General features: G+C 43.0%; 24 protein-coding genes. 16 read left to right on the top strand and 8 right to left on the bottom strand.

Annotated elements, in window-relative coordinates; translation table 11 throughout:
• Positions 1-149 precede the first annotated feature (149 nt).
• The 4 genes from IYN84_RS14545 to IYN84_RS14560 all read left to right on the top strand — a co-directional run bounded on the left by IYN84_RS14545 (position 150) and on the right by IYN84_RS14560 (position 3,374).
• Complete coding sequence (locus IYN84_RS14545; RefSeq protein ID WP_196139967.1) at positions 150-1,436, top strand: threonine/serine exporter ThrE family protein; 1,287 nt, start codon at positions 150-152, stop codon at positions 1,434-1,436.
• A gap of 112 nt (positions 1,437-1,548) precedes the next feature.
• Positions 1,549-2,016 (top strand): RNA polymerase sigma factor, encoded by a 468-nt coding sequence (locus IYN84_RS14550; protein ID WP_196139968.1) that lies wholly within the window; start codon positions 1,549-1,551, stop codon positions 2,014-2,016.
• Positions 2,009-2,395, top strand: coding sequence for a hypothetical protein (locus IYN84_RS14555; RefSeq protein WP_196139969.1), 387 nt, complete (start codon positions 2,009-2,011; stop codon positions 2,393-2,395). Before IYN84_RS14550 ends, IYN84_RS14555 begins: the two co-directional genes overlap by 8 nt.
• Positions 2,388-3,374: a hypothetical protein gene (locus tag IYN84_RS14560; RefSeq protein WP_196139970.1), complete on the top strand. Its 987-nt coding sequence runs from the start codon at positions 2,388-2,390 to the stop codon at positions 3,372-3,374. The genes IYN84_RS14555 and IYN84_RS14560 overlap by 8 nt, the downstream gene beginning before the upstream one ends.
• 25 nt (positions 3,375-3,399) lie before the next feature.
• Here the strand turns inward: IYN84_RS14560 and mutH are convergent, their stop codons facing one another.
• Positions 3,400-4,080, bottom strand: a complete 681-nt coding sequence (mutH, locus tag IYN84_RS14565; RefSeq protein ID WP_210330516.1) for a DNA mismatch repair endonuclease MutH — start codon at positions 4,078-4,080, stop codon at positions 3,400-3,402.
• A 135-nt stretch (positions 4,081-4,215) separates the two neighbouring features.
• Here mutH and rppH point away from each other — a divergent pair, with 135 nt between their 5' ends.
• The 9 genes from rppH to IYN84_RS21585 all read left to right on the top strand — a co-directional run bounded on the left by rppH (position 4,216) and on the right by IYN84_RS21585 (position 13,304).
• Positions 4,216-4,743: an RNA pyrophosphohydrolase gene (rppH, locus tag IYN84_RS14570; RefSeq protein WP_196139971.1), complete on the top strand. Its 528-nt coding sequence runs from the start codon at positions 4,216-4,218 to the stop codon at positions 4,741-4,743.
• Positions 4,744-4,810: 67 nt separating this feature from the next.
• Positions 4,811-7,081 (top strand): phosphoenolpyruvate--protein phosphotransferase, encoded by a 2,271-nt coding sequence (gene ptsP, locus IYN84_RS14575; protein ID WP_196139972.1) that lies wholly within the window; start codon positions 4,811-4,813, stop codon positions 7,079-7,081.
• Positions 7,082-7,215: 134 nt separating this feature from the next.
• Entirely contained in the window at positions 7,216-7,977 is a 762-nt protein-coding gene (locus IYN84_RS14580) for a sulfite exporter TauE/SafE family protein (RefSeq protein WP_196139973.1), read from the top strand.
• Positions 7,978-8,097: 120 nt separating this feature from the next.
• Positions 8,098-8,904: a prolipoprotein diacylglyceryl transferase gene (lgt, locus tag IYN84_RS14585; protein ID WP_196139974.1), complete on the top strand. Its 807-nt coding sequence runs from the start codon at positions 8,098-8,100 to the stop codon at positions 8,902-8,904.
• Positions 8,905-8,925: 21 nt separating this feature from the next.
• Complete coding sequence (locus IYN84_RS14590; RefSeq protein WP_196139975.1) at positions 8,926-9,777, top strand: thymidylate synthase; 852 nt, start codon at positions 8,926-8,928, stop codon at positions 9,775-9,777.
• 44 nt (positions 9,778-9,821) lie between these two features.
• The gene (folA, locus tag IYN84_RS14595) at positions 9,822-10,319 is read left to right on the top strand and encodes a type 3 dihydrofolate reductase (protein ID WP_210330518.1); all 498 of its coding nucleotides are present in this window, start codon (positions 9,822-9,824) and stop codon (positions 10,317-10,319) included.
• A 30-nt stretch (positions 10,320-10,349) separates the two neighbouring features.
• The gene (locus IYN84_RS14600) at positions 10,350-10,715 is read left to right on the top strand and encodes a hypothetical protein (protein ID WP_196139976.1); all 366 of its coding nucleotides are present in this window, start codon (positions 10,350-10,352) and stop codon (positions 10,713-10,715) included.
• Positions 10,716-10,860: 145 nt separating this feature from the next.
• A complete protein-coding gene (locus IYN84_RS14605) occupies positions 10,861-11,055 on the top strand; it encodes a hypothetical protein (protein ID WP_196139977.1) in 195 nt (64 codons plus the stop codon).
• A gap of 347 nt (positions 11,056-11,402) precedes the next feature.
• Positions 11,403-13,304 carry a proprotein convertase P-domain-containing protein gene (locus IYN84_RS21585; RefSeq protein WP_196139978.1) on the top strand — a complete coding sequence of 634 codons (1,902 nt, stop codon included), beginning with the start codon at positions 11,403-11,405 and terminating at the stop codon, positions 13,302-13,304.
• A gap of 67 nt (positions 13,305-13,371) precedes the next feature.
• Here IYN84_RS21585 and IYN84_RS14615 read toward each other — a convergent pair whose 3' ends face one another.
• Positions 13,372-13,794, bottom strand: coding sequence for a GNAT family N-acetyltransferase (locus tag IYN84_RS14615; protein WP_196139979.1), 423 nt, complete (start codon positions 13,792-13,794; stop codon positions 13,372-13,374).
• Between the two features lie 170 nt (positions 13,795-13,964).
• Between IYN84_RS14615 and IYN84_RS14620 the strand changes: the two genes are divergently transcribed.
• Positions 13,965-14,849, top strand: a complete 885-nt coding sequence (locus tag IYN84_RS14620; RefSeq protein ID WP_196139980.1) for a D-hexose-6-phosphate mutarotase — start codon at positions 13,965-13,967, stop codon at positions 14,847-14,849.
• A 21-nt stretch (positions 14,850-14,870) separates the two neighbouring features.
• On the opposite strand, the gene IYN84_RS14625 is transcribed toward IYN84_RS14620, so the two are convergent.
• The 3 genes from IYN84_RS14625 to IYN84_RS14635 form a co-directional block, all read right to left on the bottom strand.
• Positions 14,871-15,326, bottom strand: a complete 456-nt coding sequence (locus tag IYN84_RS14625; RefSeq protein WP_196139981.1) for a GNAT family N-acetyltransferase — start codon at positions 15,324-15,326, stop codon at positions 14,871-14,873.
• Positions 15,327-15,547: 221 nt separating this feature from the next.
• Positions 15,548-16,408, bottom strand: a complete 861-nt coding sequence (locus IYN84_RS14630) for a LysR family transcriptional regulator (RefSeq protein WP_196139982.1) — start codon at positions 16,406-16,408, stop codon at positions 15,548-15,550.
• A gap of 247 nt (positions 16,409-16,655) precedes the next feature.
• Positions 16,656-16,898, bottom strand: coding sequence for a hypothetical protein (locus tag IYN84_RS14635; RefSeq protein WP_196139983.1), 243 nt, complete (start codon positions 16,896-16,898; stop codon positions 16,656-16,658).
• Positions 16,899-17,185: 287 nt separating this feature from the next.
• Between IYN84_RS14635 and maoP the strand changes: the two genes are divergently transcribed.
• Complete coding sequence (maoP, locus tag IYN84_RS14640; RefSeq protein WP_196139984.1) at positions 17,186-17,527, top strand: DUF413 domain-containing protein; 342 nt, start codon at positions 17,186-17,188, stop codon at positions 17,525-17,527.
• A gap of 76 nt (positions 17,528-17,603) precedes the next feature.
• Here the strand turns inward: maoP and IYN84_RS14645 are convergent, their stop codons facing one another.
• From IYN84_RS14645 to IYN84_RS14655, 3 genes are all read right to left on the bottom strand, one after another.
• The gene (locus tag IYN84_RS14645; RefSeq protein WP_196139985.1) at positions 17,604-18,143 is read right to left on the bottom strand and encodes a DUF924 family protein; all 540 of its coding nucleotides are present in this window, start codon (positions 18,141-18,143) and stop codon (positions 17,604-17,606) included.
• Positions 18,144-18,203: 60 nt separating this feature from the next.
• Positions 18,204-18,671: a PAS domain-containing protein gene (locus IYN84_RS14650; RefSeq protein ID WP_196139986.1), complete on the bottom strand. Its 468-nt coding sequence runs from the start codon at positions 18,669-18,671 to the stop codon at positions 18,204-18,206.
• A 159-nt stretch (positions 18,672-18,830) separates the two neighbouring features.
• Positions 18,831-21,137, bottom strand: coding sequence for an RND family transporter (locus IYN84_RS14655; RefSeq protein WP_196139987.1), 2,307 nt, complete (start codon positions 21,135-21,137; stop codon positions 18,831-18,833).
• A gap of 172 nt (positions 21,138-21,309) precedes the next feature.
• Here IYN84_RS14655 and IYN84_RS14660 point away from each other — a divergent pair, with 172 nt between their 5' ends.
• Positions 21,310-21,840, top strand: a complete 531-nt coding sequence (locus IYN84_RS14660) for a GNAT family N-acetyltransferase (protein ID WP_210330520.1) — start codon at positions 21,310-21,312, stop codon at positions 21,838-21,840.
• Positions 21,841-21,855 lie beyond the last annotated feature (15 nt).

Below are 21,855 nucleotides of genomic sequence, written 5' to 3' on the forward strand. Positions count from 1 at the left end.
TCAACTTGGCAAAGTACCCTATAATAAGTAAAAAGTCATTGTTTAATAAGGTAATTTTTACACTGGTTGGGCTAAATTTCCACGTTACTTTCAGTTTTTTTGATCCAGTACGTCATTTATTCCAGCAACAATTTGAAAAGACGATATTAATGACCCAGTTTTCCGACGCTTTAGCCACCGAAACGCGCTCTCTGGACAAGGTTCCACATGCGCCTAAACGTACCGAACCGGTAGGCTTTCTGCTACGACTTTCAAAAGCACTGCACACATATGGTCTTCCTGCCTATGAGCTCGAAAATACTATGAATGGTTGTGCCCAGGCGCTGGACTACGGCATCCAGTGTATGTCACTTCCGACTTCGATTTCGATGACGTTATTGCCTCCCGATGCTGAGCCACAAACCTATCTGATACGTGTCGCGCCGGGAGAAGTCGATTTGCAAAAGCTGACACAGACTACACAAATTGCTCAAAGAGTGATTAACGGAGAACTTTCCAGTAAAGAAGGAGCAGAAGCATTAAAAGCGGTTTCACACTCAAAGCCACCGTTCCCTGCCTGGATAGAAGTCCTTTCTTTTGCCGTGGTTTCTGCCTGTATCGCACGTATTTTTTCGGGAGGCGTCGGTGAAATGCTTTCCGCTGCAGGAATTGGGCTGGTGGTCGGAGGCCTGGCTCAGGCATCGAGAAATCGTCCGCTTCTGGATCACCTTTTGCCTTCATTTTGTGCTTTTGTAGCCACTTTGATGGCTTTTGCTATTGAGCTATTTGCGCCCTATCCTCTTGCTGTATCTGTGGTCGTCATCTCCGGACTGATTATCTTATTGCCCGGACTATCGTTGACAATTGCTATGGCTGAGCTGGCTACCCACAACATGGTTTCCGGTACCGCCAGGCTCACCGGAGCGGCGACGGTCTTTATCCAGCTGGCTTTTGGGAGCGCGCTTGGTGTTGAACTTGGGCGTTATCTTGGTTTTGACTTTACAGTCGGCAGCGTTGAACCGGTACCGCTATGGTCCATCTGGCTGGCCGCAGCGATCGCAGCTCTGGGGTTGGTCCCTCTATTTAGGGCCAGAGCAAAGGATGCTGTCTGGTTCCTTATCGCCGCTCTGTCGGCATTTACCAGTGTTTATTTTGCGTCGCAATTGCTCGGCTCGTCACTGGGCGCTTTTTGCGGCGCTATCACTATCGGCCTGATGGCCAAGTTAGCCGGAAGATTATTCAACTTGCCGGGTGCCATGATTATGATGCCCGGGTTTATTATTCTGGTGCCTGGCTCGGTTGGCTATCGTAGTATTCTGGCTCTGGTTGAAAAAGACATTATCCATGGTCTGGAGATCGCATTTGACGTTGCCGTGATCGGGATTTCACTGGTGGCAGGCTTTCTCATTTCTTCCATGGTGCCACTGCCCAAAGATGGTGCCAAAGATCAGTACTAGAGATTATCATTCGCTCAAACCAGTGACGCTGTTAAAAATAATTTTCAAATTTTGCACAAAAATACTCGTTTCAAACCTCTAGTAAGAATGAAAAAATAAAAATACGACAAAGATGCGTTTTAATGAGTTAGGAAAATTATTCGATTTCTATCACCGCCAACTGTTTACTCTGGCGGTATCGATCACCAAGGAAAGAGCCTCTGCAGAAGATGCGATTCATGATGCGCTGGTGGCGGTTGCCGAGGTTGGAATCGAGCCTCAGGATCTCAAAGCCTATTTATTCAAGAGTGTTCGCAATAAAGCGCTGTTTAAAGTACAGCAAAGGCAGCGTCTGGTTGAGTTTGAGCCGGAATATCTAGAAGCTGTGGTCGATGACGAACACTCAAGCCTTTTTGCCAGAAATGTAGCAAGAGAGATTGATATGTTGTCGGGGGTGCAACAACAAATCATTATTATGAAAATCTTTGGAGAATTAACTTTTGCTGAAATAGCGGAACTGTGTGATATGTCCATTAATACCGTCAGCTCCCACTATCGTCGTGGTGTTCAGCAATTAAAAGCGAGGTTGGAAAATGACTAACAAAGACTCACTTTCAGAATTTGAAAAACGTCTGCAGTTACTATCAATTGCTGAACCGAGTGAAGACTATTATCGAAAAAACATGGAGTTAATTCGTAAACTAGAAAGAACAACTAGTAGAGAAAGTCATGGAATCAGTTGGCGTTGGGGGCTCGCCGTTGCATTGATGCTTTCTGTGAGCACCAATGTATGGTTTTTAAATCAACGCTTTGTTGAGTCTGAACTTTCCTCTAAAAGTGAAGTGTTCGCTCAAACGAAAAAAAATTACGCAATTAATGCACAAAATCCCGAACCTCAATTATCTACCTATTATGGAATGAGAGCACCAGGAATGCTTAAAACCAATTCAGTTACCCTAATGGAGATAATTAATGAATAAAAAAATGTGGTGTTTAATACTGATTAATTTTTGTTTTTTTTCATCGGCAACTATTAATGCGAAAGAAACTAAGAACGAAGGATTTTACGCGAAAGCAAACTTATATTTTGTCCCTGCCAATTCAGAAAAAGGAACACAGTTGCTCGCAAATTTTCAGATTTTTAACGAAGAAATGATAGAGATTCACTCAAACAAAAAAAGAGAACTCCCCGGCGGCTACTGGAATCTGGAATTACGACTATCTAAAGATAATCAGCTTAAAACCTACTATTGGCAAAGTGAAGGCGTTAGCGGCGGAGAACATTGGCTGGAAAGCGGACAAAAAAATGTTTTCAGGCAGTCGGTTAGTATCGTTCCTCCGGGTGCATCCTCACTGGTCATTAGTGAAAAAACTAAAGGTGGCAATTTAGTACTGGATATTACGCCATTCGTTAATCAAAAAGAAAATGAAGAAGTCTCGTTAACTGCAGATACACTTGGTCTGAACCATTTCTGTTTTAATAATACCGTTGCCGTTGTCGATGAAAGTTATTTTCTGGGAAAAATTGCAGGATTCGGTGAAAGAGTTTTCATTGGCATTCCGGGACTGGCCGATGTGGATCTCTCGCTCAAACCACTAAGGGACTGGAAGCCTGTTGCACAACTTGACGAAAGCCAGATCGAAATTCAGCTTCCTGATGGGCATCTATTAACCTTGATAAATGTCGGTATCGGTCCTTCGGGCATTAAAAAGGGTGGGCCCTTTACCGTTTACGGTCAGATTTCCAAACCTTCAAAAACTCGTGAACAAGCTATTGAATTCAGTCAGCGTTTTTTGAGAAAAGATTTGAGTGCTGAACAAAAGGCAGTGTTTATCAATGCCATTAAAACAAACCCTTTTGTCGGTTTCAGTCGTCTCACCATAGGCAATGACAACAAGGTTTCAGATCATCTGGATAAAGTGATCGGCAGTTTTTTCGATGGACAAGAATGTGGTTAACTTGTAGGTAAGCATTGTTGATTGGCTAACGGATCTTGAGGTAAGTCTCCAGCAGTCTTTGGGTAAATTTAGGGCGCAGATAGAAGCCCCTTGGCAACGTTTCTATGGTTTCCCCGCGACTGTTGGTTGCTTCAGTGAGTACCCTTGAGTTAGCCGCTTTGGGCCTGACTTGCAGGTATTCGCCATACTTGGCATTGAGAGAATCAATCCTCCCGAGCTGGACTTTATCCATCGCCTCTTCCCAGTCGTTTTTTATGACCGCGAGATCATCCGGCGATGCTTGCCATAAAAATGGCGTCGCTATTCGATAATCGATTACGCTGTCCTCGGGACATCTTGCTATCGGCACCCAGAGGACCTTATTCAGTTTTTTATAAACAGGGCTGTCTTCCCAGGACAACAAGTTCTGTCCGGTCAAACTTAAAACACAGACATAGGTTGATTCCAGAACCCGACCACGATGGTCTATCGGCAATGTTTTCAGCTCAATTCCCAGATGGTTAAAGTCAGGCTGGGAGAGGCTTCCACTGTCGGCACCAAGGCAAGCTTCGATAAATTGTCCCTGCCAGCCTTTTTCTCGAGTGAGCTTTTCCGGAACCTGGAAATTGAGCGCTGAGGCCACCTGACCTATCGTTAACCCCGCCAGTCGGCTGGCTCGATGCATTAATTCCTGTTCATTTGCCGGTGGCGGGACCAATAACTGCATTTTCTGGATTTCTATCCTTCTGTGGATTATTCAAAGTTTCGACTTATCGGGTCGCTCAATATAGCAAAGAAATTTGCCGAATGTGGCAATGTGTGTTTATATTAACTTAATAACAGATTTAATTGGTATCGATAAGTGATTGATTCAGAGGGATTTCGAGCCAATATCGGCATCATTGTGTGCAACGATTTTGGCAATCTGCTCTGGACCAGACGCATAGGACAAAACTCCTGGCAATTCCCTCAAGGAGGGGTTGATGCAGGAGAGGCTGCCGAACAGGCACTTTACCGTGAGCTGACAGAAGAAATAGGCCTGTCAAAACAGGATGTCAGGATTCTTGGTTCAACCAAGAGTTGGCTCAAGTATCGTCTGCCTAATCGTTATATCAGGCAAGACAGCTATCCTTTGTGTATCGGTCAAAAGCAGAAGTGGTATTTATTGCGATTGGTTTCAAATGAATCGCGAATTCATTTTGATGAAACGGGACACCCGGAATTTGACCATTTTATGTGGGTCAACTACTGGTACCCCTTGCGTCAGGTAATTTCATTTAAACAAGATGTCTATCGAAAAGCCTTGTCGGAATTGATGCCTTGTATGATGGAGTTTCAGGCGCGTCAAAGAAAAAATAGAGGGCGGAAGAGCAGTCGTAAAGGCAGCTAGCTTGGTTGTTAATAGCGAAAACCTGCCATACCGCCCCGATAAGAAATCATAATGAGGAGGGCGGCTATTGCTGGAGCAGTTGCGTAGTGTGACTCAGGCGGTCAGTTTGGCCGATGGGCAACAACAAAAACTCGACGTCATCGTCCAGCAAGTCTGCCAGGCACTCAAGGTAGAGTCCTGCTCTATCTATCTTGCCGACTATCAGTTTCATCAGTATGTATTAATGGCAACTCGCGGCCTCAATCCGGACGGGGTCGGCCAGATTCGGCTCGGCTTCAATGAGGGTATTGTTGGTCTGGTTGGACAAAGAGAAGAACCTATCCGCACTTCCTGTGCCAAGGAACATCCTGCTTTCCGCTATATTGAAGAAGCTAATGAAGATCCTTTCAATGCTTTTCTTGGAGTACCCATCATCCACCAGCGCAAGGTTCTGGGAATTATTATTATCCAGCAGTGCGAGGCCAGAGATTTTGAGCGAGATGAGGAGACTTTCCTGATCACGCTTGCGGCGCAACTTTCCTCCATTTTATCTTTAAGCGAGCTCAGCGATTTATTTGATGAGCATAACGGGGAACGCTTTTCCCGAACTTTGCCTGGTGTTGCTGCTTCGGATGGGGTCGCCATTGGTACCGCAAGAGTGATTTTCCCGCTGGAAAATATCCACAGTATTCCCGATCGGAAAACAGATGACATAGACGGAGAGCTGGAAAAACTTGGTAAGGCGGTTATAGCGACTCATCGGCAGCTCGAGAAAATGTCGAGGCGAATGAAGGGGAAAGTTTCCGAGCAGGAACTGTCATTATTTAATGCCTATCAGCAAATCCTCGGCTCAAAAGGCCTCGGGGCTGAAGTTGAAATGGTCGTGCGTGAAGGCTATTGGGCGGCTACTGCGCTGCGAAAAGTCATTCAAAAGCACTTAAATGAGTTTAAGCAAATGGAAGATCCTTATCTTCGAGAGCGTGCGAATGATATTGAAGATCTGGCCAACCGAGTGTTGGCGCAGCTGCTTAAAACGTCATACAAACCCAAAGTGATTGAACCTAATACAATTGTTGTTGCCGAGAATTTTACCGCTGCAATGATGGCGGAATTGTCTTTAAAGGATGTTGTGGGAGTTGTTTCAATTAAGGGATCATCGACCTCGCATGCGGCGATCCTGGCGAAAGCGCTTGGCGTGCCGGCAATTATGGGACTGGAAGCCTGTCCTCTGACCCGGGTGGATGGCAAGCAACTTATTCTCGACGGCTATAATGGTCAGCTTTATGTTTCGCCGAATCAAACCCTTGTCAGTCAATATCAGCAGCTGCTGGAAGAAGATCGACAGTTACTGGAAGATATTAGAAAAGAAGATAACCTGCCCTGCCAAACCAAAGATGGTCAGCGAATTGCGCTAATGATTAACTCGAGTCTGGGAACTGACTCCAATCGAGCGCGACAGACCGGCGCTGATGGTATTGGACTTTATCGAACAGAAATTCCTTTTATGCAACTTGAGCAATTTCCTTCGGAAGATGTACAGGCTTGCATATACCGTGATTTATTGCAGGATTTTCGTGGCTTACCGGTAACCATTCGAACGCTGGATATTGGTGGTGACAAGCAGCTCGATTATTTTCCAATCGAGGAGGAAAACCCATTTTTAGGTTGGCGAGGGATACGAGTTACTCTGGATCACCCCGAAATATTCCTGGTTCAGCTAAGAGCTATTTTTAAGGCGAGTGTAGGCTTTGATAATCTGAAGTTGGCGCTGCCTATGGTTTCAACAAATGAAGAATTAAAAGAAAGTCTGCGTTTAATCCAGCAGGCATTTGAAGAAGTCAAAGAAGAGCTGGGTGATGACTGCTCGAGTCTGCAAAAACCGCTCATCGGTATTATTCTTGAAACACCGGCTGCGGTATTCCAGCTAAGAACTCTGGCAAAAAATATTGATTTTATTTCGGTTGGTACCAATGACCTTATTCAATATACCATGGCTGTCGATCGTAACAATTTAAGGGTTAAAAATCTCTATAATCACTTCCAGCCTGCAGTTATTCAGATGCTTAAGCAAGTGGCCTGCGAGTGCCAAAACTTAGCAGTAAAGCCTCAGATATGTGGTGAAATGGCTGCGGATCCCTTAGGCGCCATTTTGTTGATCGGTATGGGGTTTAAGGAATTAAGTATGAATATTGGAAGTCTTGGCAAGGTCAAGCGGGCTATTTCGCGTTTTAGCCTGGAAGAACTCAACCAGCTGGCTGAAGATATCAGTCAGTTTGAAACGGCGTCCGCCATCAGGAGTCACTTGCTTAAAATTGTTGAGCAACGAGGGCTTGGCGGGCTGGTGCGTGCCGGTAATTAATCGTTCTATCGACAACCCGAAATTCTTTCACTTTTTATCCTTAACGACTGATAAGTTGGATCGGTTACAATGTCTGTTTCCTGGCACACGGAGATAGAGTCATCGACATTGTCATTCTTTTTATTCTGGCGGGATTGTGCGCTGGATTTCTGGCTGGACTACTCGGAATTGGTGGTGGCTTTGTGGTGGTACCTGTGCTGGTCTGGGTATTGCCCATAACAGGCGTTGAGTCGCAACACATTCCTCATATCGCTATTGGTACTTCGTTACTTTGCATTTGCGTTACCTCACTTTTTTCCAGCAAAGCACACCATCAGAGGCAAGCTGTTGAGTGGACAGTGTTCAAGCTTACAACGCCTGGTCTCGTTGTCGGAACTTTGTCAGGCGCAGCGCTGGCATCAATTCTCTCAGGCAAAATTCTTATCGCGGTTTTTGTCAGTGGAGCATTGCTAACCGCGCTATACCTGGTTTCTGGACATCAACCAAAGGCGCACCCTTCTGAAACTCGGTGGCCATTTTTTGCCTATGGAGGCTTTACCGGTATGATCTCATCGCTCATCGGGATCGGTGGCGGCTCTGTATTGGTGCCCTTTCTTGTATATAAGGGCAGACCGGTGGTGAGAGCAGTTGGAACTGCCGCAGCTTGTGGTTTTCCAATCGCTTTGTTTGGTGCGCTAGGGTATGCCGTTTCCGGACAGCAGCAGATTATTGAACTGGATTACAGAACCGGATATCTGTATTGGCCAGCATTTTTCGGAATTGTCATTTTTTCCAGTCTTGCTGCACCTGTGGGCGCCAAAGTAGCCCATTTGATCCCGGAAAAAAGACTACGTCAGGTATTTGCGCTGTTTTTGTTTTTCACCGGCGCTCAAATCCTTTATAGTCACTGGTTTTAGCGGCATTTTCAGCGAAACCGATATTTTACTCATTCAGGCAGGGGTGGTTATTCGCAGGTATGTAAGTACGAGCCGTGAATAACAAAATTTAAACAACACTACTATAAGTATTTATTATCTATGGAATTTCCAAATTTTGATCCGGTAATCTGGCATATATACGGTCCGATATCTTTAAACTGGTATGGTTTGATGTATCTGCTGGGGTTTGCAGGTGCCTGGTGGATGGGGACCGCACGCAGTAAACAGCCCGGCAGTATTTATAGCGCAGAGCAGGTAAGTGATTTTCTATTCTATGGTTTCCTTGGTGTCGTTCTGGGGGGACGCATAGGTTATGTGCTTTTTTATCACTTCGACTTTTTTATCGATGATCCCACTTATCTTTTCAAAATCCATGAAGGTGGTATGTCTTTTCACGGCGGCTTGCTCGGTGTGCTAGTGGCATTCTGGTATTTCGCCAGAAAAAGCCAAACGACATTCTTTCAGATTGCTGACTACTTTGCGCCGATGGTTCCAATTGGTCTGGCTACGGGGCGTTTCGGTAATTTTATTAACGGCGAGTTATGGGGCAAAGTTGCTGATGTTAATCAGGTTCCCTGGGCAATGAAGTTTCCCGGAGCCGGCGATGTCTACCGACATCCTTCGATGCTTTATGAATGTTTTCTGGAAGGTATTGTGCTGTTTGTTATTCTTTACTTTTTCAGTCGCAAAGCAAAACCCAGAATGGCCGTTAGTGGTGTTTTTGCTCTGGGTTACGGGGCATTTAGGTTTTTAGTCGAATATTGGCGGGAACCAGATGATCATTTACGCGAGTTAGCCGAGTTTATGTCGATGGGACAGATACTGTCTTTGCCGATGATTATTGGTGGTGCTGCGCTGATTTTCTTCGCCTATAAAAATCATAAGCCTGCAGAAAAAGCAGCCTAAACGGATCACCAGGAGTTTAAAGTGAGACAATATCTAGATCTGTGCCAACGCATCGTCGATCAGGGGGAGTGGGTTGAGAACAAGCGCACCGGTAAGCGTTGCCTGACAGTAATTAATGCAGACCTGGAATATCAGGTAGGTGCCAACCAGTTTCCATTAATCACTACTCGAAAAAGTTACTGGAAAGCGGCGATTGCAGAAATTATCGGTTACCTGCGAGGCTATGACAGTGCTGCACAGTTTCGCGAACTTGGCACCAAAACCTGGGATGCCAATGCCAATTTAAATGAAGCCTGGTTGAATAACCCTCATCGCAAAGGCGAAGATGATATGGGGCGTGTTTATGGCGTTCAGGGAAGAAGTTGGCGCAAGCCGGATGGTACTACAATTGACCAGTTACAGAAAATTGTTGATAACCTGTCGAATGGAGTTGATGACCGAGCTGAGATCCTGACTTTTTACAATCCTGGTGAATTTGACATGGGATGTTTAAGACCTTGCATGCATACTCATAATTTTTCATTGTTAGGTGATACGCTTTATTTAACCAGCTTCCAAAGAAGTTGCGATGTTCCTCTAGGGTTAAACTTTAATCAGATTCAGGTATTTGTCTTACTTGCTCTGATGGCACAAATAACCGGACATAAGGCTGGTGTCGCCTACCATAAAATTACCAACGCTCATATTTACGAAGATCAATTGGAATTGATGCGAGATGTGCAGTTAAAGCGAGAGCCTTTTGCGCCGCCTCAGTTGCATATAAATCCTGATATCAAATCGCTAAAAGATATTGAAACCTGGGTAAGCATGGACGACTTTAGCGTAACGGGTTACCAGCATCATGATCCAATTCAGTACCCGTTTTCCGTGTGATAGATATATTTGGTCAACTAACTAGATTTTGAATGATACTTCAGATGAATAAACCTGTTATTTCAATGGTTGCCGCAATGGCAAAAAATCGAGTGATTGGGAAGGACAACCAGATGCCGTGGCACATGCCCGCGGATTTGCAGCACTTTAAGAAAGTGACTATGGCCAAGCCGATTATTATGGGAAGAAAGACCTTCGAATCGATTGGACGCCCTCTTCCTGGCAGGCAAAATATCGTGATTAGTCGGGATGAGAGCTTGAAGTTTGATGGTTGTGATATGGCATCCTCGATTGATGAAGCTCTCGCCCTGGTTGCTGCGGTCGAAGAAGTCATGATTATTGGCGGCGGTTTTCTCTATTCACAAATGATCAATCATGCCGATAAACTCTATCTGACTTTTATCGAGCTCGATGTTGAGGGAGATACCCAATTCCCGGACTTTTCGCATTTGCAACTGGAAGAAACATCTCGGGTGCAACACCGGGCTGATGATAAAAACCCGTATGATTATCAATTTGTGGACTACAGGGTGATCAAATAGAAAATGAGTGAATAAATAACGGAGCCAACATTGAGCAGCGAAAAACAAACGCAAGAAAATGATCTCAATGCTTCACAGGTTTATTCACCACCGCAAAGTAAGATTGTTGATCAGAAAAATGATCGCAAACTACCTGCCGCGACCATGTTGGTGATAGCGCCACTTGTGGCTATCCTGAATTTTCTATTCTCTTTTATGATCATTCTTAGATTGATTCACAAAGGGGCGAATTCATTTTTTGTGGCGCTTATTCTTTCAGCAGGAATTCCCTTATTGTTGACCTGGATACTACAGAGGGTCTCAAAATTTCATCACAACAAAGCCAGAATGAATATCTTTTTTATCGCTTCACTTATCATTCTTGCCTGCCAGCTTACCTATCTCCTTTATCGGTAATCGATATTGGCCGTATCTCAATTAATAATTCTGACATAAGGCTTTCATATTTCTGCAGCAATCCAGATCTACCATTGCCCCGATTCATAAATATTCAAAGTAACAACTGTTCTCGGCATGGTTGGCACCAATGTCGATAAAGTAAATGCATAGTTATGAAAAGCTGTATGCCTATGACGCGCTATCTTTTTCAATCTGGGATAAAAATGTAAACCTGATTTATGTTTCTGGTAACGACTTTGAAATGATCTCTGCTTTTATTGATAGGCAACTTTCCTTGCGGTTCGAACAAGGGTTTAACGTAGAGTCTTTTTGCTGCAATACAGCATTTTCGAAATAGAATGATTTTTTTTGTCAAAAATCATTCTATTTATCTCTTATTTGAATTCTTCCAATTCCGACAATTTATGGCCAAATCCTGATAAAAATATATTTATAACGAGTCTCATAATATTGATTTATTCAGCTTTGCGATTTGCCATATTTTCTAGCGACAATTTCACACTTATTGTGTGAATTTTAACTGGTCAACAATCAGACAATTCGATTAAAACCTTCTGGAGAATTGTTTGTTCCGGATTTTAGACATACTTATAAAAACAGGCGTTCATTCTCTTTGGTGTGCAAAAAAAACACTTAATAACACATCAAAAAATTTATTAATTCGTTTTCACAGGAGGCAACCTAATGAAACTAAAACTAGGCAGAGTCGTCTCGGCTTTTGCTCTTGCGGGTCTGAGTTTATCCGCTTTTGCAGCTGAGCCGCTTTTTAATAAAGTGCAGCACCAACAATCGAGTCAACCTCAGGCTGAAGCAAGCAATATTCAACATGTGCAGCTTAATCGTGGAGTCTTGTCGGCAACTACCCAACAGATCGAAATTCCATTAATGGACGGATTAACGATCACTATCAATAAAAACAACGCGCATACCAATAGCCAGGGCAGCCTTGTGTGGAAAGGTCAGCGTGAATTACAAGGGAGTCTTCATACACCTTCGAGTCGAATACAAAATGAAGCGGTATTGATACAGCGAGCTAGCGGTATCACCGGTTCTGTTCGAGTTGATGGGCAACTTTTTAAAATCTTTCCAAAGAAGAACGGACTTCACCAGATTATTCGTGTCGATGAGTCCAAAATGCCAGAAGATCACCCTCCTGGTGAAATGCAAGTACTGGAGCAGACCGCCGATCAGTCAGCTCAAATCAATCAACTGAACTTTGACTCAATTGCTCCGCAGGCAAGCGCGAATGCGCCAGATATTAAAATTCTGGTGGCTTATACAGCAGCTGCGAAAAACCAGGTATCGGATATGCAGGGTTTGATCGAACTTGCGGTTGCAGAAACAAATACTGGTTACGAAAACTCTGGTGTTGATGCAACCATGACTTTGGTTCACACCTATCAGGTAAATTATAGCGAACGAAATTTTGATACCGATTTGAGTTATTTCAGAAATAACAATGACGGTGTTATGGATGAGGTTCACGGTAAGCGGGATCAGTATGGTGCTGATGTTGCGGTAATCATTACCAATGTGAATGATTATTGCGGCTTGGCGTCTGCAATAGGCGCTAGCTCCTCAACAGCTTTTGCTGCCGTTTATCATGGTTGCGCAACTGGTTACTATTCTTTCGGTCACGAAGTCGGACACCTGCAAGCTGCTCGTCACAATCCAGAAAATGATCCAACCGACACTCCTTATGCATTTGGACATGGTTATCAGTACGGTAGTGGCGGTTGGCGCACGGTAATGGCTTATAACTGTTCTGGCGGTTGTACGCGAATTAACTGGTGGTCAAACCCAAATAAGACTCGCGGTGGTGTAGCCATGGGAACGACTCACAGCAATGATAATGCGAGAGTGCTAAATCTGACGGCTGCAACTATGGCTAGCTTCAAGGGCGACGGAACTCCTCCTCCCGGCGATAATAAATTGACTAACGGACAGGCCGTTTCTAATTTGTCCGGTGCTAAAGGTGACCAGATTCACTATACCCTGGAGGTACCAGCAACAGCGAATAGTCTTTCATTTGTTACCAGTGGTGGAAGTGGCGATGCTGATCTTTATGTGAAGTTTGGTGCCAAGCCGACTACTTCAAACTATGATTGTCGGCCGTGGAAAAATGGTAACAACGAGACCTGTAATATTGATAACATTCAGTCGGGTACCTACTATGTCATGCTGAATGGTTATTCTAGTTTTAGCGGGGTATCCTTGACAGGTACTTATACCGAAGGTAGTTCAGGCGGAAGCTTTGAGAATACTGGAAATTACAGTATTCCAGATAACAACTCTACCGGTATTACCAGTCCAATTAGTGTTACCCGATCAGGGAGTTCCGGTACGGTTAGCGTAGATGTCAATATCGTTCATACATACATCGGTGATTTAATTGTCGATCTTATTCACCCTGACGGTACTGTTTACAACCTGCATAATCGAAGTGGTGGTAGCGCAGATAATATCAATCAAACCTACTCGGTAAATGTCGGCAGCAAAGATTCAAACGGTACCTGGAATCTTAGAGTAAGAGACAGAGCAAGCCGTGACACCGGCTATATCGACAGCTGGAAGATTACTTTCTAGAAGTTGATTAAAACTGATAAAAGTGTTTATTGCTCTAGGGGGTGGCTTACAGCCCCCCCCTTTTTACTTAGAGGTTTGTAATTGAAAAGTGATGGCTGGCAATAATGAAGCCTTCACGTAAATAAAACCGGTGTGCTGCAAATTTTTGTACACCTGAATCAAGATGAAGCTGAGAACAGCCGGCATCACGCGCATAACTCTTTAGCCACGCTAGCATGGCTCTACCCCCACCGCTTGAACGCGAGGACTCATCGGTAACCAGATCATCAACATAGAGGTGCTTCTTCCAGGCAAATTTTTCAGCAATGACAAATCCTGCGACACACTTAATCTTATCTTTTTCGACCAGGTAGGCGACCTGATAACCGGAATTCATTTGCTTTTTTATCTGTTTGATAAGAGATTCAAGGCTGTATTGAGGACGGAGCTGTAACATAACTTGCGCTATCTCAGTCAGTTCTGATTCTTTAGTTGCGAGTTGAATATCCATGTAAAATCCCGAAAATTTAGGTTGAAGTCACATTCAAAGCATTCTGAACATGATGGAATGAAACGTATCATACTAATCATTCTCAGTGGAGCAAACTAAGATATAATGCATCGACGCGACCGGTAAACAATTTTTAATTATTTCGATACCCGGGAACAAAGGAGACCAATTTGGATATTCAACAGTTGAATAAGCAGTTTGCTATTCCATCGAAACTATTTTTTGAAAAGGGAAATGGTGAATTAACGAAAGTTTGTCTTTGTCGAAATGATGATTATCTCGAGGTCTATTTACATGGTGCGCATATTACCCGTTACCGACAAGCGGCAAATGACTTGCTTTGGTTAAGCAACCAGGCAGAGTTTACCGAATCAAAAGCTATTCGCGGCGGTATTCCCTTATGCTGGCCCTGGTTTGGCAGGAAAGAGAGTTTTCCGGAGTTACCGCAGCATGGTTTCGCGCGTTGTTCAAGGTTTGAAGTGGAATCTACTGCCGAAGATGATGACGGAGCGCTAATCATCAAGCTCTATCTAAACGAAAATAATGGCACGCTTTCCATTTGGCCTTATTCATTCCGACTAACATTGACAATAAAGTTATCTGACAAATTGATCGTGGACTTGGAAACAAATAATACAGGTGAAATCCCATTCTCATACTCTGAGGCTATTCATAGTTATTTTTCAGTTGAAAAAATTGAAAAAGTTGAGCTTAGCGGTTTTACTCAGAGTGAGTATCTGGACCAGCTAAGTCATTCGACCGAGAGACAACACAATACGATAAAATTTGTCGGAGAAACGGATCGAATCTACAAGTCTTCTCAACAGGAGTTTAAAATTCTGGAAAGTGGTAATCCGAAAATCTCGATATCGCAATTCAATGCTAATAGTACTGTTGTGTGGAATCCATGGATTAGTAAAGCAAGAGCAATGGCTGATTTTCCGGATCATGGTTATCGGGAGATGGTGTGCATTGAGGCGGCAAATACGGGAAAAGGCATTACCCTTTTCCCCGGTGAAACCCATAACATTAGACAGGTTATTGCAAGGTATTGACAGATTCTGATCACCTTTATACTAGGATATTTTCGTTTTATTCTGCTTCAGCTGCTGATAGATCGAAAGGTTCCGTTTTTCCATAAATATTTCAGGTGTTTCCAGCTGGGTAAATCCGAATTGCCGATACAGCCCATGAGCGTCAGAGGTTGCCAGAGTGATTCTTCTCAAACGTTGAAGCTCGGGATGTTCAATAATGGCTCGCATAAGCTGCTTGCTTATTCCTTTGCCTCTAAACTCGTCAAGTACAAACACATCAGCAAGATAACCATAGGTTGCGTAATCAGTAATGACTCGCGCAAAGCCAACTTGTTGATCATTGAACAGCGCATTAAAACAAAGAGAGTTTTTCAGGGATTTTTCAAAAATATCGTAAGGAATATCTTTGGCCCAATAACTTTGTGTCGATAAAAAATGATAAACCACTGCTTTGTCGGTCATATCGGACCGGCTGTTGATAACCGCCACTAGATTCATAGTCGATAAGTATCCATTGATGTATGAAAAGCAACTGATAATTTGAGAAACAGTATTAAAAAGCGCCGTTATATAAACTGTACAGAATACTATTACGTTATCGGCAAACTGTTTTGGTTGAACGAAACAGCCAAAAATAAATAATGATGCTCGCTTGTATTTTTAATCGAGCACATACGCTGGACTGGTCATGGGGAGTATTGCGGTGGACTCCTGCTCAACTAAAGTCGAAAAGCCTTTTCCGCCAAAGAGTCGAATAAGTCAATAAATTCACGCTTTGCACTGTTCTTATCAAGATCTTTGGCCCGGCAAAGATAAACTTCGCGTTCGATTGTCGGCGAGTCGGCGAGCTTGAATAGTTTTTTACGCTTCTTAGCTAGAAATGCTGGAAGTAAAGTAAATCCACCAAATTCTATTGCATATTCGATGGCCATTTGCCAATTGGCAGCTTGAAAAACCGGACTTCCGACATTTGGTAACAACTTAGCCTGAATTTCACTGAAGGTTAGTCCAAGGTCGATGCTGACAAAATTCTTGTCATTAATTTCTTCCAGAGATGCCTCTTCTCTGTTTGAATAGAAAGCCAGTTTCAGACTAAAAGCATGACGAAATTCCAGTTCGTCTATTTTGGGCTGATCATACAAAAAACCAATATCGGTCGTGTGTTCCAGCAAACGCCTGCTAATAATATTGCTATCAATCGACTGAACTTCCAGCTGTAAATTGGGCGCGTTACTAAATAAAAAGTTAGGAAGACTCGCTAGTTTTGAACTCCAAATCGAACTGGGAGCTGCGATCCGCAAATTATTCAACTCCACCGGGACTCGAATATCCTGAGTTGTGCGGACCCAGAGTTCAACCATCTGGGTCGCATAGGGAAGCAGCTTTTGCCCGTGACTGGTTAGTTGAATATTGTTGCGATAGCGCTCAAAAAGCGCCAGGCCCAAAGTATCTTCCAAAAGCTTGATTCGAGCGCTAATCGCCGACTGGGTAAGATAAAGGTTTTCCGCGGCTTTACCAAAATGCCGAGTTTTTTCAATTTCTAGAAATGTTCTTAACAAATTGATATCAATATTGAGCATAACAGCCAGATATTGCCTAAGTGTGTTTGCATTCTAGGGTTAAATTAGTAGCGGATCTACTAGATTTTTGTCATTAAATAACAATAAGCGAGGGAGTTAACAAGAAGCTAGCTCTGCTATACAAAGCTTGATCTGGTTTAAAGATGTAATCCACGGGAGCTGAGTCAGATTTTGCTCCCGTGGAACAAAAGCCCATTATTCTATGAAAGTAAAACCTTTCTTTGTTTTTTTGGGCGACTGCATAGGGCTATTCTTCCAAGGTTTCTAACGGTTGATAGCCCTGTTCCTCCAGTTCGTCATTGACGCAACTTAATAAATACTTCGCTAGCTCCTCTTCAGCAACGCCGTCTTCTTTAGCGTATTCTTTGCACAATGTTGCTGTTTCCTCGACCAATGATTTTGGGGCTACCGGACGCTCATCGGCGAAGGCACTGGTTGAGATTAATATAAGCGCCGATAAGGTTGATACAAGCGCAGATTTAAGTTTCATTTAAACATCTCCAGATTCGTTGGAGGTGTCAAATTAGCACCCTCCTTGGTGCTCGGCTAACAAATTAAATTGTTCTTTACGAGGAGAAAAATTGATGCAGGTTTTTTAACCATCGGAAGGCGTATCATATCTGTGACAATAAATTATTTTTGTGGTTACGATAAATTTATTTCGCTTTTCTCAGCTGGTTTGCAAGCTAATATTCCCGATTAGAAGGGGGTGATTTGCATTACCTTGTTTTCATTAATAAGCTTTTGATTTTTAAGCTTTTTCAGGAGTTCATGGCGATGAAACCGAGAGATTATTGGCTTAGTAGAAGATTCCAGGATCCCAGACGCTATCCATATGGAATTGCGCGTTCAGGTGATTTTACTATCGCTCAAAGTGAAATGCTGGAAAGAAATGGTAACCTGATCGAGGCCTTACTTAAAGGAGAAGTGGAGAATCCTAATGAAGAGGATATCCAGTTGAAAGATGCAATTCTCAAGGGTGATATTCAGTTTAGTCCGCTTGTGCAAACATGGCTGAAATACTCTACAACACATCATACTAAAATTTCGATCTCTTCAAGCGCCAAGTCTGAGGAAGATACTGATGATGACTGGGTAGATGAAGATCCTTTAGATTAAAGCATTTAAAGTAGGTTGTTGATTCAAGTGAGTCACTTTGCTCCAGAGTGACTCACAATCTAAAATGAAGAACCGGCTAAAATGAAGAACCGGGTTGATTTAAAAAAGCTATCTCTTCTTCACTGGACTCTCGCCCCAAAATCTGGTTCCGGTGCGGATAGCGGCCGAAGCGCTCAATAATTTCTTTATGTTTAATTTCGTAAACATAGTTCTCCTCCAGACCTTCCTGAGAAAATACCCGCATTGCTTCTTGATGAATAACCAGAGATTCAGAATGCATTAGCGGCATATACAAAAACTTTCGCTTTGATAGTGGAAGCGCCAGATCTGCTTGTTGCATGATAGCTTCCTGACACAGGGCCACCGCTAACGAGTCAAAAGCGAACGCCTGGGCTGAGTCGCGAAACATATTGCGGGAGAACTGGTCGAGTACAATAACTTCCGCAAGGCGGCCTTCTGGTGTTTTCCGCCAGTCAAATAGTTCACAGCATGTTGCTGCATAGTAGGTTTTTAAAAAGCGTTTGCGGATCAGTTGATCAAATGATTCATCTTTTTTAAACCAGTCTGCAGGTGTTGAGTCTTCAAACCAAAATTGAATAACGTCGCTGTATTCCATTTAATGTTGATCCATTACTTAATTGATTGATATTCGGAAAAGCTTATTGCATGTCGAAAGCTAGAAAAATTTAAGTCCAAGCCCTATTGAAAAAACGCCTGTCACTTGAGTCATTTCATTGGTAATAAAGCGATTTTTCCAGCTATAGGTTATCTGTTGGTTATCATGAATAACAATATCATTTATATATTCTGAATACAGCTCTCCGGTTCCATTGGTGATATTATCAAACACCATCAGTATTTCTGTTCTTTGCTCGGAAGGGATAAACTGGGTGAACCAGCAGCTGCCAATTAGCGCTTGTTGTGAGAGTCCAAGCTGATCGCATCCAGCGCCGTTGATATAAACAATCTCACCTTTCAAATTGAGCAAGACCATTAACTGATCTGACTTTTCAAAAGGCTGAAATGTTTGAATACAATGCCGAATGAGGTGCTGATTGAGTTCCAGATTAACAAAAGGCTCAAGCGAACGAGTTACCAGATCAAACTCGGAAAGCTCTAAGTTGCTCACCAATAACTCTTCCATCAATCGCTACCTTTGCCAGACCTGTTAATCACTTAAGTCACCGGTGGACTTAACTCATTCAAGATTAGTCTTTTGCAACAATACTGTCAAATATGCTGACTGGTCTTAAAGCATTAACAGGCTATATCGTGCCGCCGTGATTGTTTTATTAAGTCGAGTTTACTGCCTGTTGTTATTTGATAATTTTGATTTGTCGAATAGTATTAACAGGGTAGGCAGCAGCAGAAAATCCACAATAAGCGCAAAAGTTAATGTAATAGCCATTAGCAAACCTATGGTGGCAGAGGTATTCATAGAAGAAATAGCGAGAATTAGAAAACCGCCACTTAATACCAGAGAAGTTGTCAATAGTGCCAGACCGACTCGCTCAAATGTCTCTTTGATCGCTGCTTTGGCATCCTTTCCCTGTTCGCGGGCAAGTTGATACTTATGCAGAAAGTGGACGGTATCATCTACCACTATGCCCAAAGTGGAGCAAGCTACTATCGATAAGGCAATATCAATATAGCCGAATGAAAGACCCCAAAGACCGTAAGCCATGGCTGCCGGAACAAGATTCGGTATTAAACTGATGATGCCGAAGCGAAACGATTTTAAGACCAGTACGAGTACGATTGAAATAGCGATAAGGGCGATAAAAGTACCAAATAATAAACTGGAAATATTCCGTTGTGCTATGTGAGCGAAAACCATTCCCAGACCGGTAGCCTGACTAGGCTCAATTGCATTGGCATTTTTCTGAAGCCAGTTTTGTGCTAGCCGGTCGAGCTGCAGTAACTCTTCTGAGCCCGAATTGGTAACAGAAACACTAAACCGAGATGCGTCTTTATGGATGGTTACCAAATCATTCAACCCTAGCCCTTGTGGCAATCCAAATTCATAAAATAACAGGTATTGAGCAGCAAGTTCCGCTGAGTCCGGTACGCGATAAAATTCAGGTTGGTCTGCATTCATTACCTGATTTAGGTCTTTCATTAACTCAGACAGTGATTTGACATTGACGACTTTGGGCTGACTTATAAACCAGCTTTCAAACTCATCGAGTTGAGCCAGATATTCCGGCGAAAAAATTGAATGGCTTGCTTTGGGTTTAAGTGAATACTCCAGAGAGTTAATACCAGTGAGATACCCATCCAGACGATTAACCAATTGAATCAACTCAAAGCTATTGTCAAAATAGTTTGCCCAGTTGTCAGACACCTTATTGCTTGGTATGAACGCGACTAACGCACATGTGAGTAGTAGCATCGATACAAGAAAGAGCCGATAATATTTGATTAAAAAATTTGAAAATGAAGAGAAGCGATAGATTGCTTTTGCCTGTCTTATTTTTCCTGGCGGAATGACCTTTAGCATGGCTGGCAACAATACCAGACTGAAGATTAAGGCAACAAGTACGCCAAAAGCCACCATATTACCAAGTGCCTGATAAGGAGGAGAAGCACTAAAATTTAAACTTAAAAAGCCGATTATAGTGGTGACACTAGTGATTAAAACGGGCATAAAGTTAAGCTTTAGACTTTCCAGAATTGCTTTATTTTTACTCTCCCCCGATTGTATATGGCGGTAATAGGTGACCAACAGGTGAACACTATCTGCAACCATGATTGATAACAAAATACTCGGAGTAAATCCTGCTATAGGTGTAAGAACAGGAGATATCCAGCCGAAGAAGCCGAACGTTGAAATCAAGCACAGCGAGATCAAGGTGAATATAGTCAAGCTGCCAATCGCACTTCTTAAAAAGAAAACCAGACCGCCAAAAATAATCAAGTAACTTAGTGGAAGTAAGGTCGTCAGATCTTTGGCAACCGCTCTGGCGAGAGTTGCATTAAAAGCTGTCGAGCCTCCGTTATCGATCTCAAAGTTGGGATATTGTATTCGGTATTTATCTCGTAACTGTTCAACTTCTGTGGTAACTTCGATGGCTGCATTTTTTTTATCTTTAGGAAGGTTGAGAGTGATAAAAATAATACTTAGCTTTCCATCTGAAGTTAGTAATGTTTTGACCAGACGCTGCTCTGCCAGCGCTCGGACTTTAATATTTTTAACTTTTTCATCAGAAAGTCTTGCTGCGTCTTCAACCAGGTATTCCGAATAGATATCATCGCCATCTGCGTGAGATATTGTATAGTTAGCAATTGATGATACTCGATAGGCGTAATTAATATTCCAGGCTTCCTCGGTCAAAGATTCTATTAAAGACAGGCCTTCACGGTTAAACAGATCTTCATTTTTAGCCGTAACCACCAGGGTTGCAGTGTCTGATTTGACGTAGTCATCTTCAAAGTCTTCAAATGCTTTAAGCTGAGGATTACTTTTACTGAGATAGACTCGAAAGTCGTTGCTGATTGACAGATTGGGAAGTCCGCTGGACAGTATGATGACAAATAAAGTAAAAAATACGATCACTCGCCAGGGATATTGAATTATTTTTTCAATATAGGCTGTTAGAAAAGGTGACATCCCCACCTCGTCAAATAGAAAGGTTACTGCAATACTACCCGATGTTTCAGTGTCTTGAAAAGGAAACACTCTCTCAGGGTTTTCATTTTATGCAGGATCTTTTTAGCTGACAGCTTTGCTGTTTATGATATCAGAGTTTGCTATGATTCCTGCTAACCAAAAGGTATAGAAGGTGAGTGACAATATGAGAAATGAGTTAGCTTGGTTAATTGAAACACCACGACTGGCAATGCGGCATTTCACCATAGAGGATGCAGCCTCCGTATTCGCTTTCAATTCCGACCCGAAGGTATTGCGCTATCTTGGTGAAGCTGACAAAACATGCTCGTTAGAAGAGGCAGAGACGGTTATAAAAGATATCTGGTTAAGAGAATATCAGCAATATGGGTATGCTCGCTACGCGCTCGTTCATAAACATGACAAACAGGTTATCGGTTTTTGTGGGTTCAAATTTGAAGTCGATGAAGGATACCCGGATATCGGCTATCGCATCATGCCTAAATACTGGAATCGGGGGTTGGTTAGTGAGGCTTGCAGCGCGTTAATGCCATATGGCCGAAATGAGCTTGGACTTGAAAAGGTTATAGCAATGGCTGCGGTTGATAATATCGCGTCTAACCGAATCATTCAGCGCCTGGGTTTTAATCGTGTAGCCCGATTTGAACATGCTGGAATGCCGCACTATCGTTATCAAAATTGGTAATTTGAGCGCCTTGTC

Origin of the sequence: Aliikangiella sp. G2MR2-5 (genome assembly GCF_015687155.1) — a bacterium.
Taxonomy (GTDB): Bacteria; Pseudomonadota; Gammaproteobacteria; order Enterobacterales; family Kangiellaceae; genus Aliikangiella.

Bases quoted from the DNA above. Each gene is read 5' to 3' on its own strand.
- IYN84_RS14545 (WP_196139967.1), top strand. From the start codon at position 150: ATGACCCAGTTTTCCGACGCTTTAGCCACCGAAACGCGCTCTCTGGAC.
- IYN84_RS14550 (WP_196139968.1), top strand. From the start codon at position 1,549: ATGCGTTTTAATGAGTTAGGAAAATTATTCGATTTCTATCACCGCCAA.
- IYN84_RS14555 (WP_196139969.1), top strand. From the start codon at position 2,009: ATGACTAACAAAGACTCACTTTCAGAATTTGAAAAACGTCTGCAGTTA.
- IYN84_RS14560 (WP_196139970.1), top strand. From the start codon at position 2,388: ATGAATAAAAAAATGTGGTGTTTAATACTGATTAATTTTTGTTTTTTT.
- mutH (WP_210330516.1), bottom strand. From the start codon at position 4,080: ATGCAGTTATTGGTCCCGCCACCGGCAAATGAACAGGAATTAATGCAT.
- lgt (WP_196139974.1), top strand. From the start codon at position 8,098: ATGGAATTTCCAAATTTTGATCCGGTAATCTGGCATATATACGGTCCG.
- folA (WP_210330518.1), top strand. From the start codon at position 9,822: ATGAATAAACCTGTTATTTCAATGGTTGCCGCAATGGCAAAAAATCGA.
- IYN84_RS14605 (WP_196139977.1), top strand. From the start codon at position 10,861: ATGCATAGTTATGAAAAGCTGTATGCCTATGACGCGCTATCTTTTTCA.
- IYN84_RS21585 (WP_196139978.1), top strand. From the start codon at position 11,403: ATGAAACTAAAACTAGGCAGAGTCGTCTCGGCTTTTGCTCTTGCGGGT.
- IYN84_RS14615 (WP_196139979.1), bottom strand. From the start codon at position 13,794: ATGGATATTCAACTCGCAACTAAAGAATCAGAACTGACTGAGATAGCG.
- IYN84_RS14625 (WP_196139981.1), bottom strand. From the start codon at position 15,326: ATGAATCTAGTGGCGGTTATCAACAGCCGGTCCGATATGACCGACAAA.
- IYN84_RS14630 (WP_196139982.1), bottom strand. From the start codon at position 16,408: ATGCTCAATATTGATATCAATTTGTTAAGAACATTTCTAGAAATTGAA.
- IYN84_RS14635 (WP_196139983.1), bottom strand. From the start codon at position 16,898: ATGAAACTTAAATCTGCGCTTGTATCAACCTTATCGGCGCTTATATTA.
- maoP (WP_196139984.1), top strand. From the start codon at position 17,186: ATGAAACCGAGAGATTATTGGCTTAGTAGAAGATTCCAGGATCCCAGA.
- IYN84_RS14645 (WP_196139985.1), bottom strand. From the start codon at position 18,143: ATGGAATACAGCGACGTTATTCAATTTTGGTTTGAAGACTCAACACCT.
- IYN84_RS14650 (WP_196139986.1), bottom strand. From the start codon at position 18,671: ATGGAAGAGTTATTGGTGAGCAACTTAGAGCTTTCCGAGTTTGATCTG.
- IYN84_RS14655 (WP_196139987.1), bottom strand. From the start codon at position 21,137: ATGTCACCTTTTCTAACAGCCTATATTGAAAAAATAATTCAATATCCC.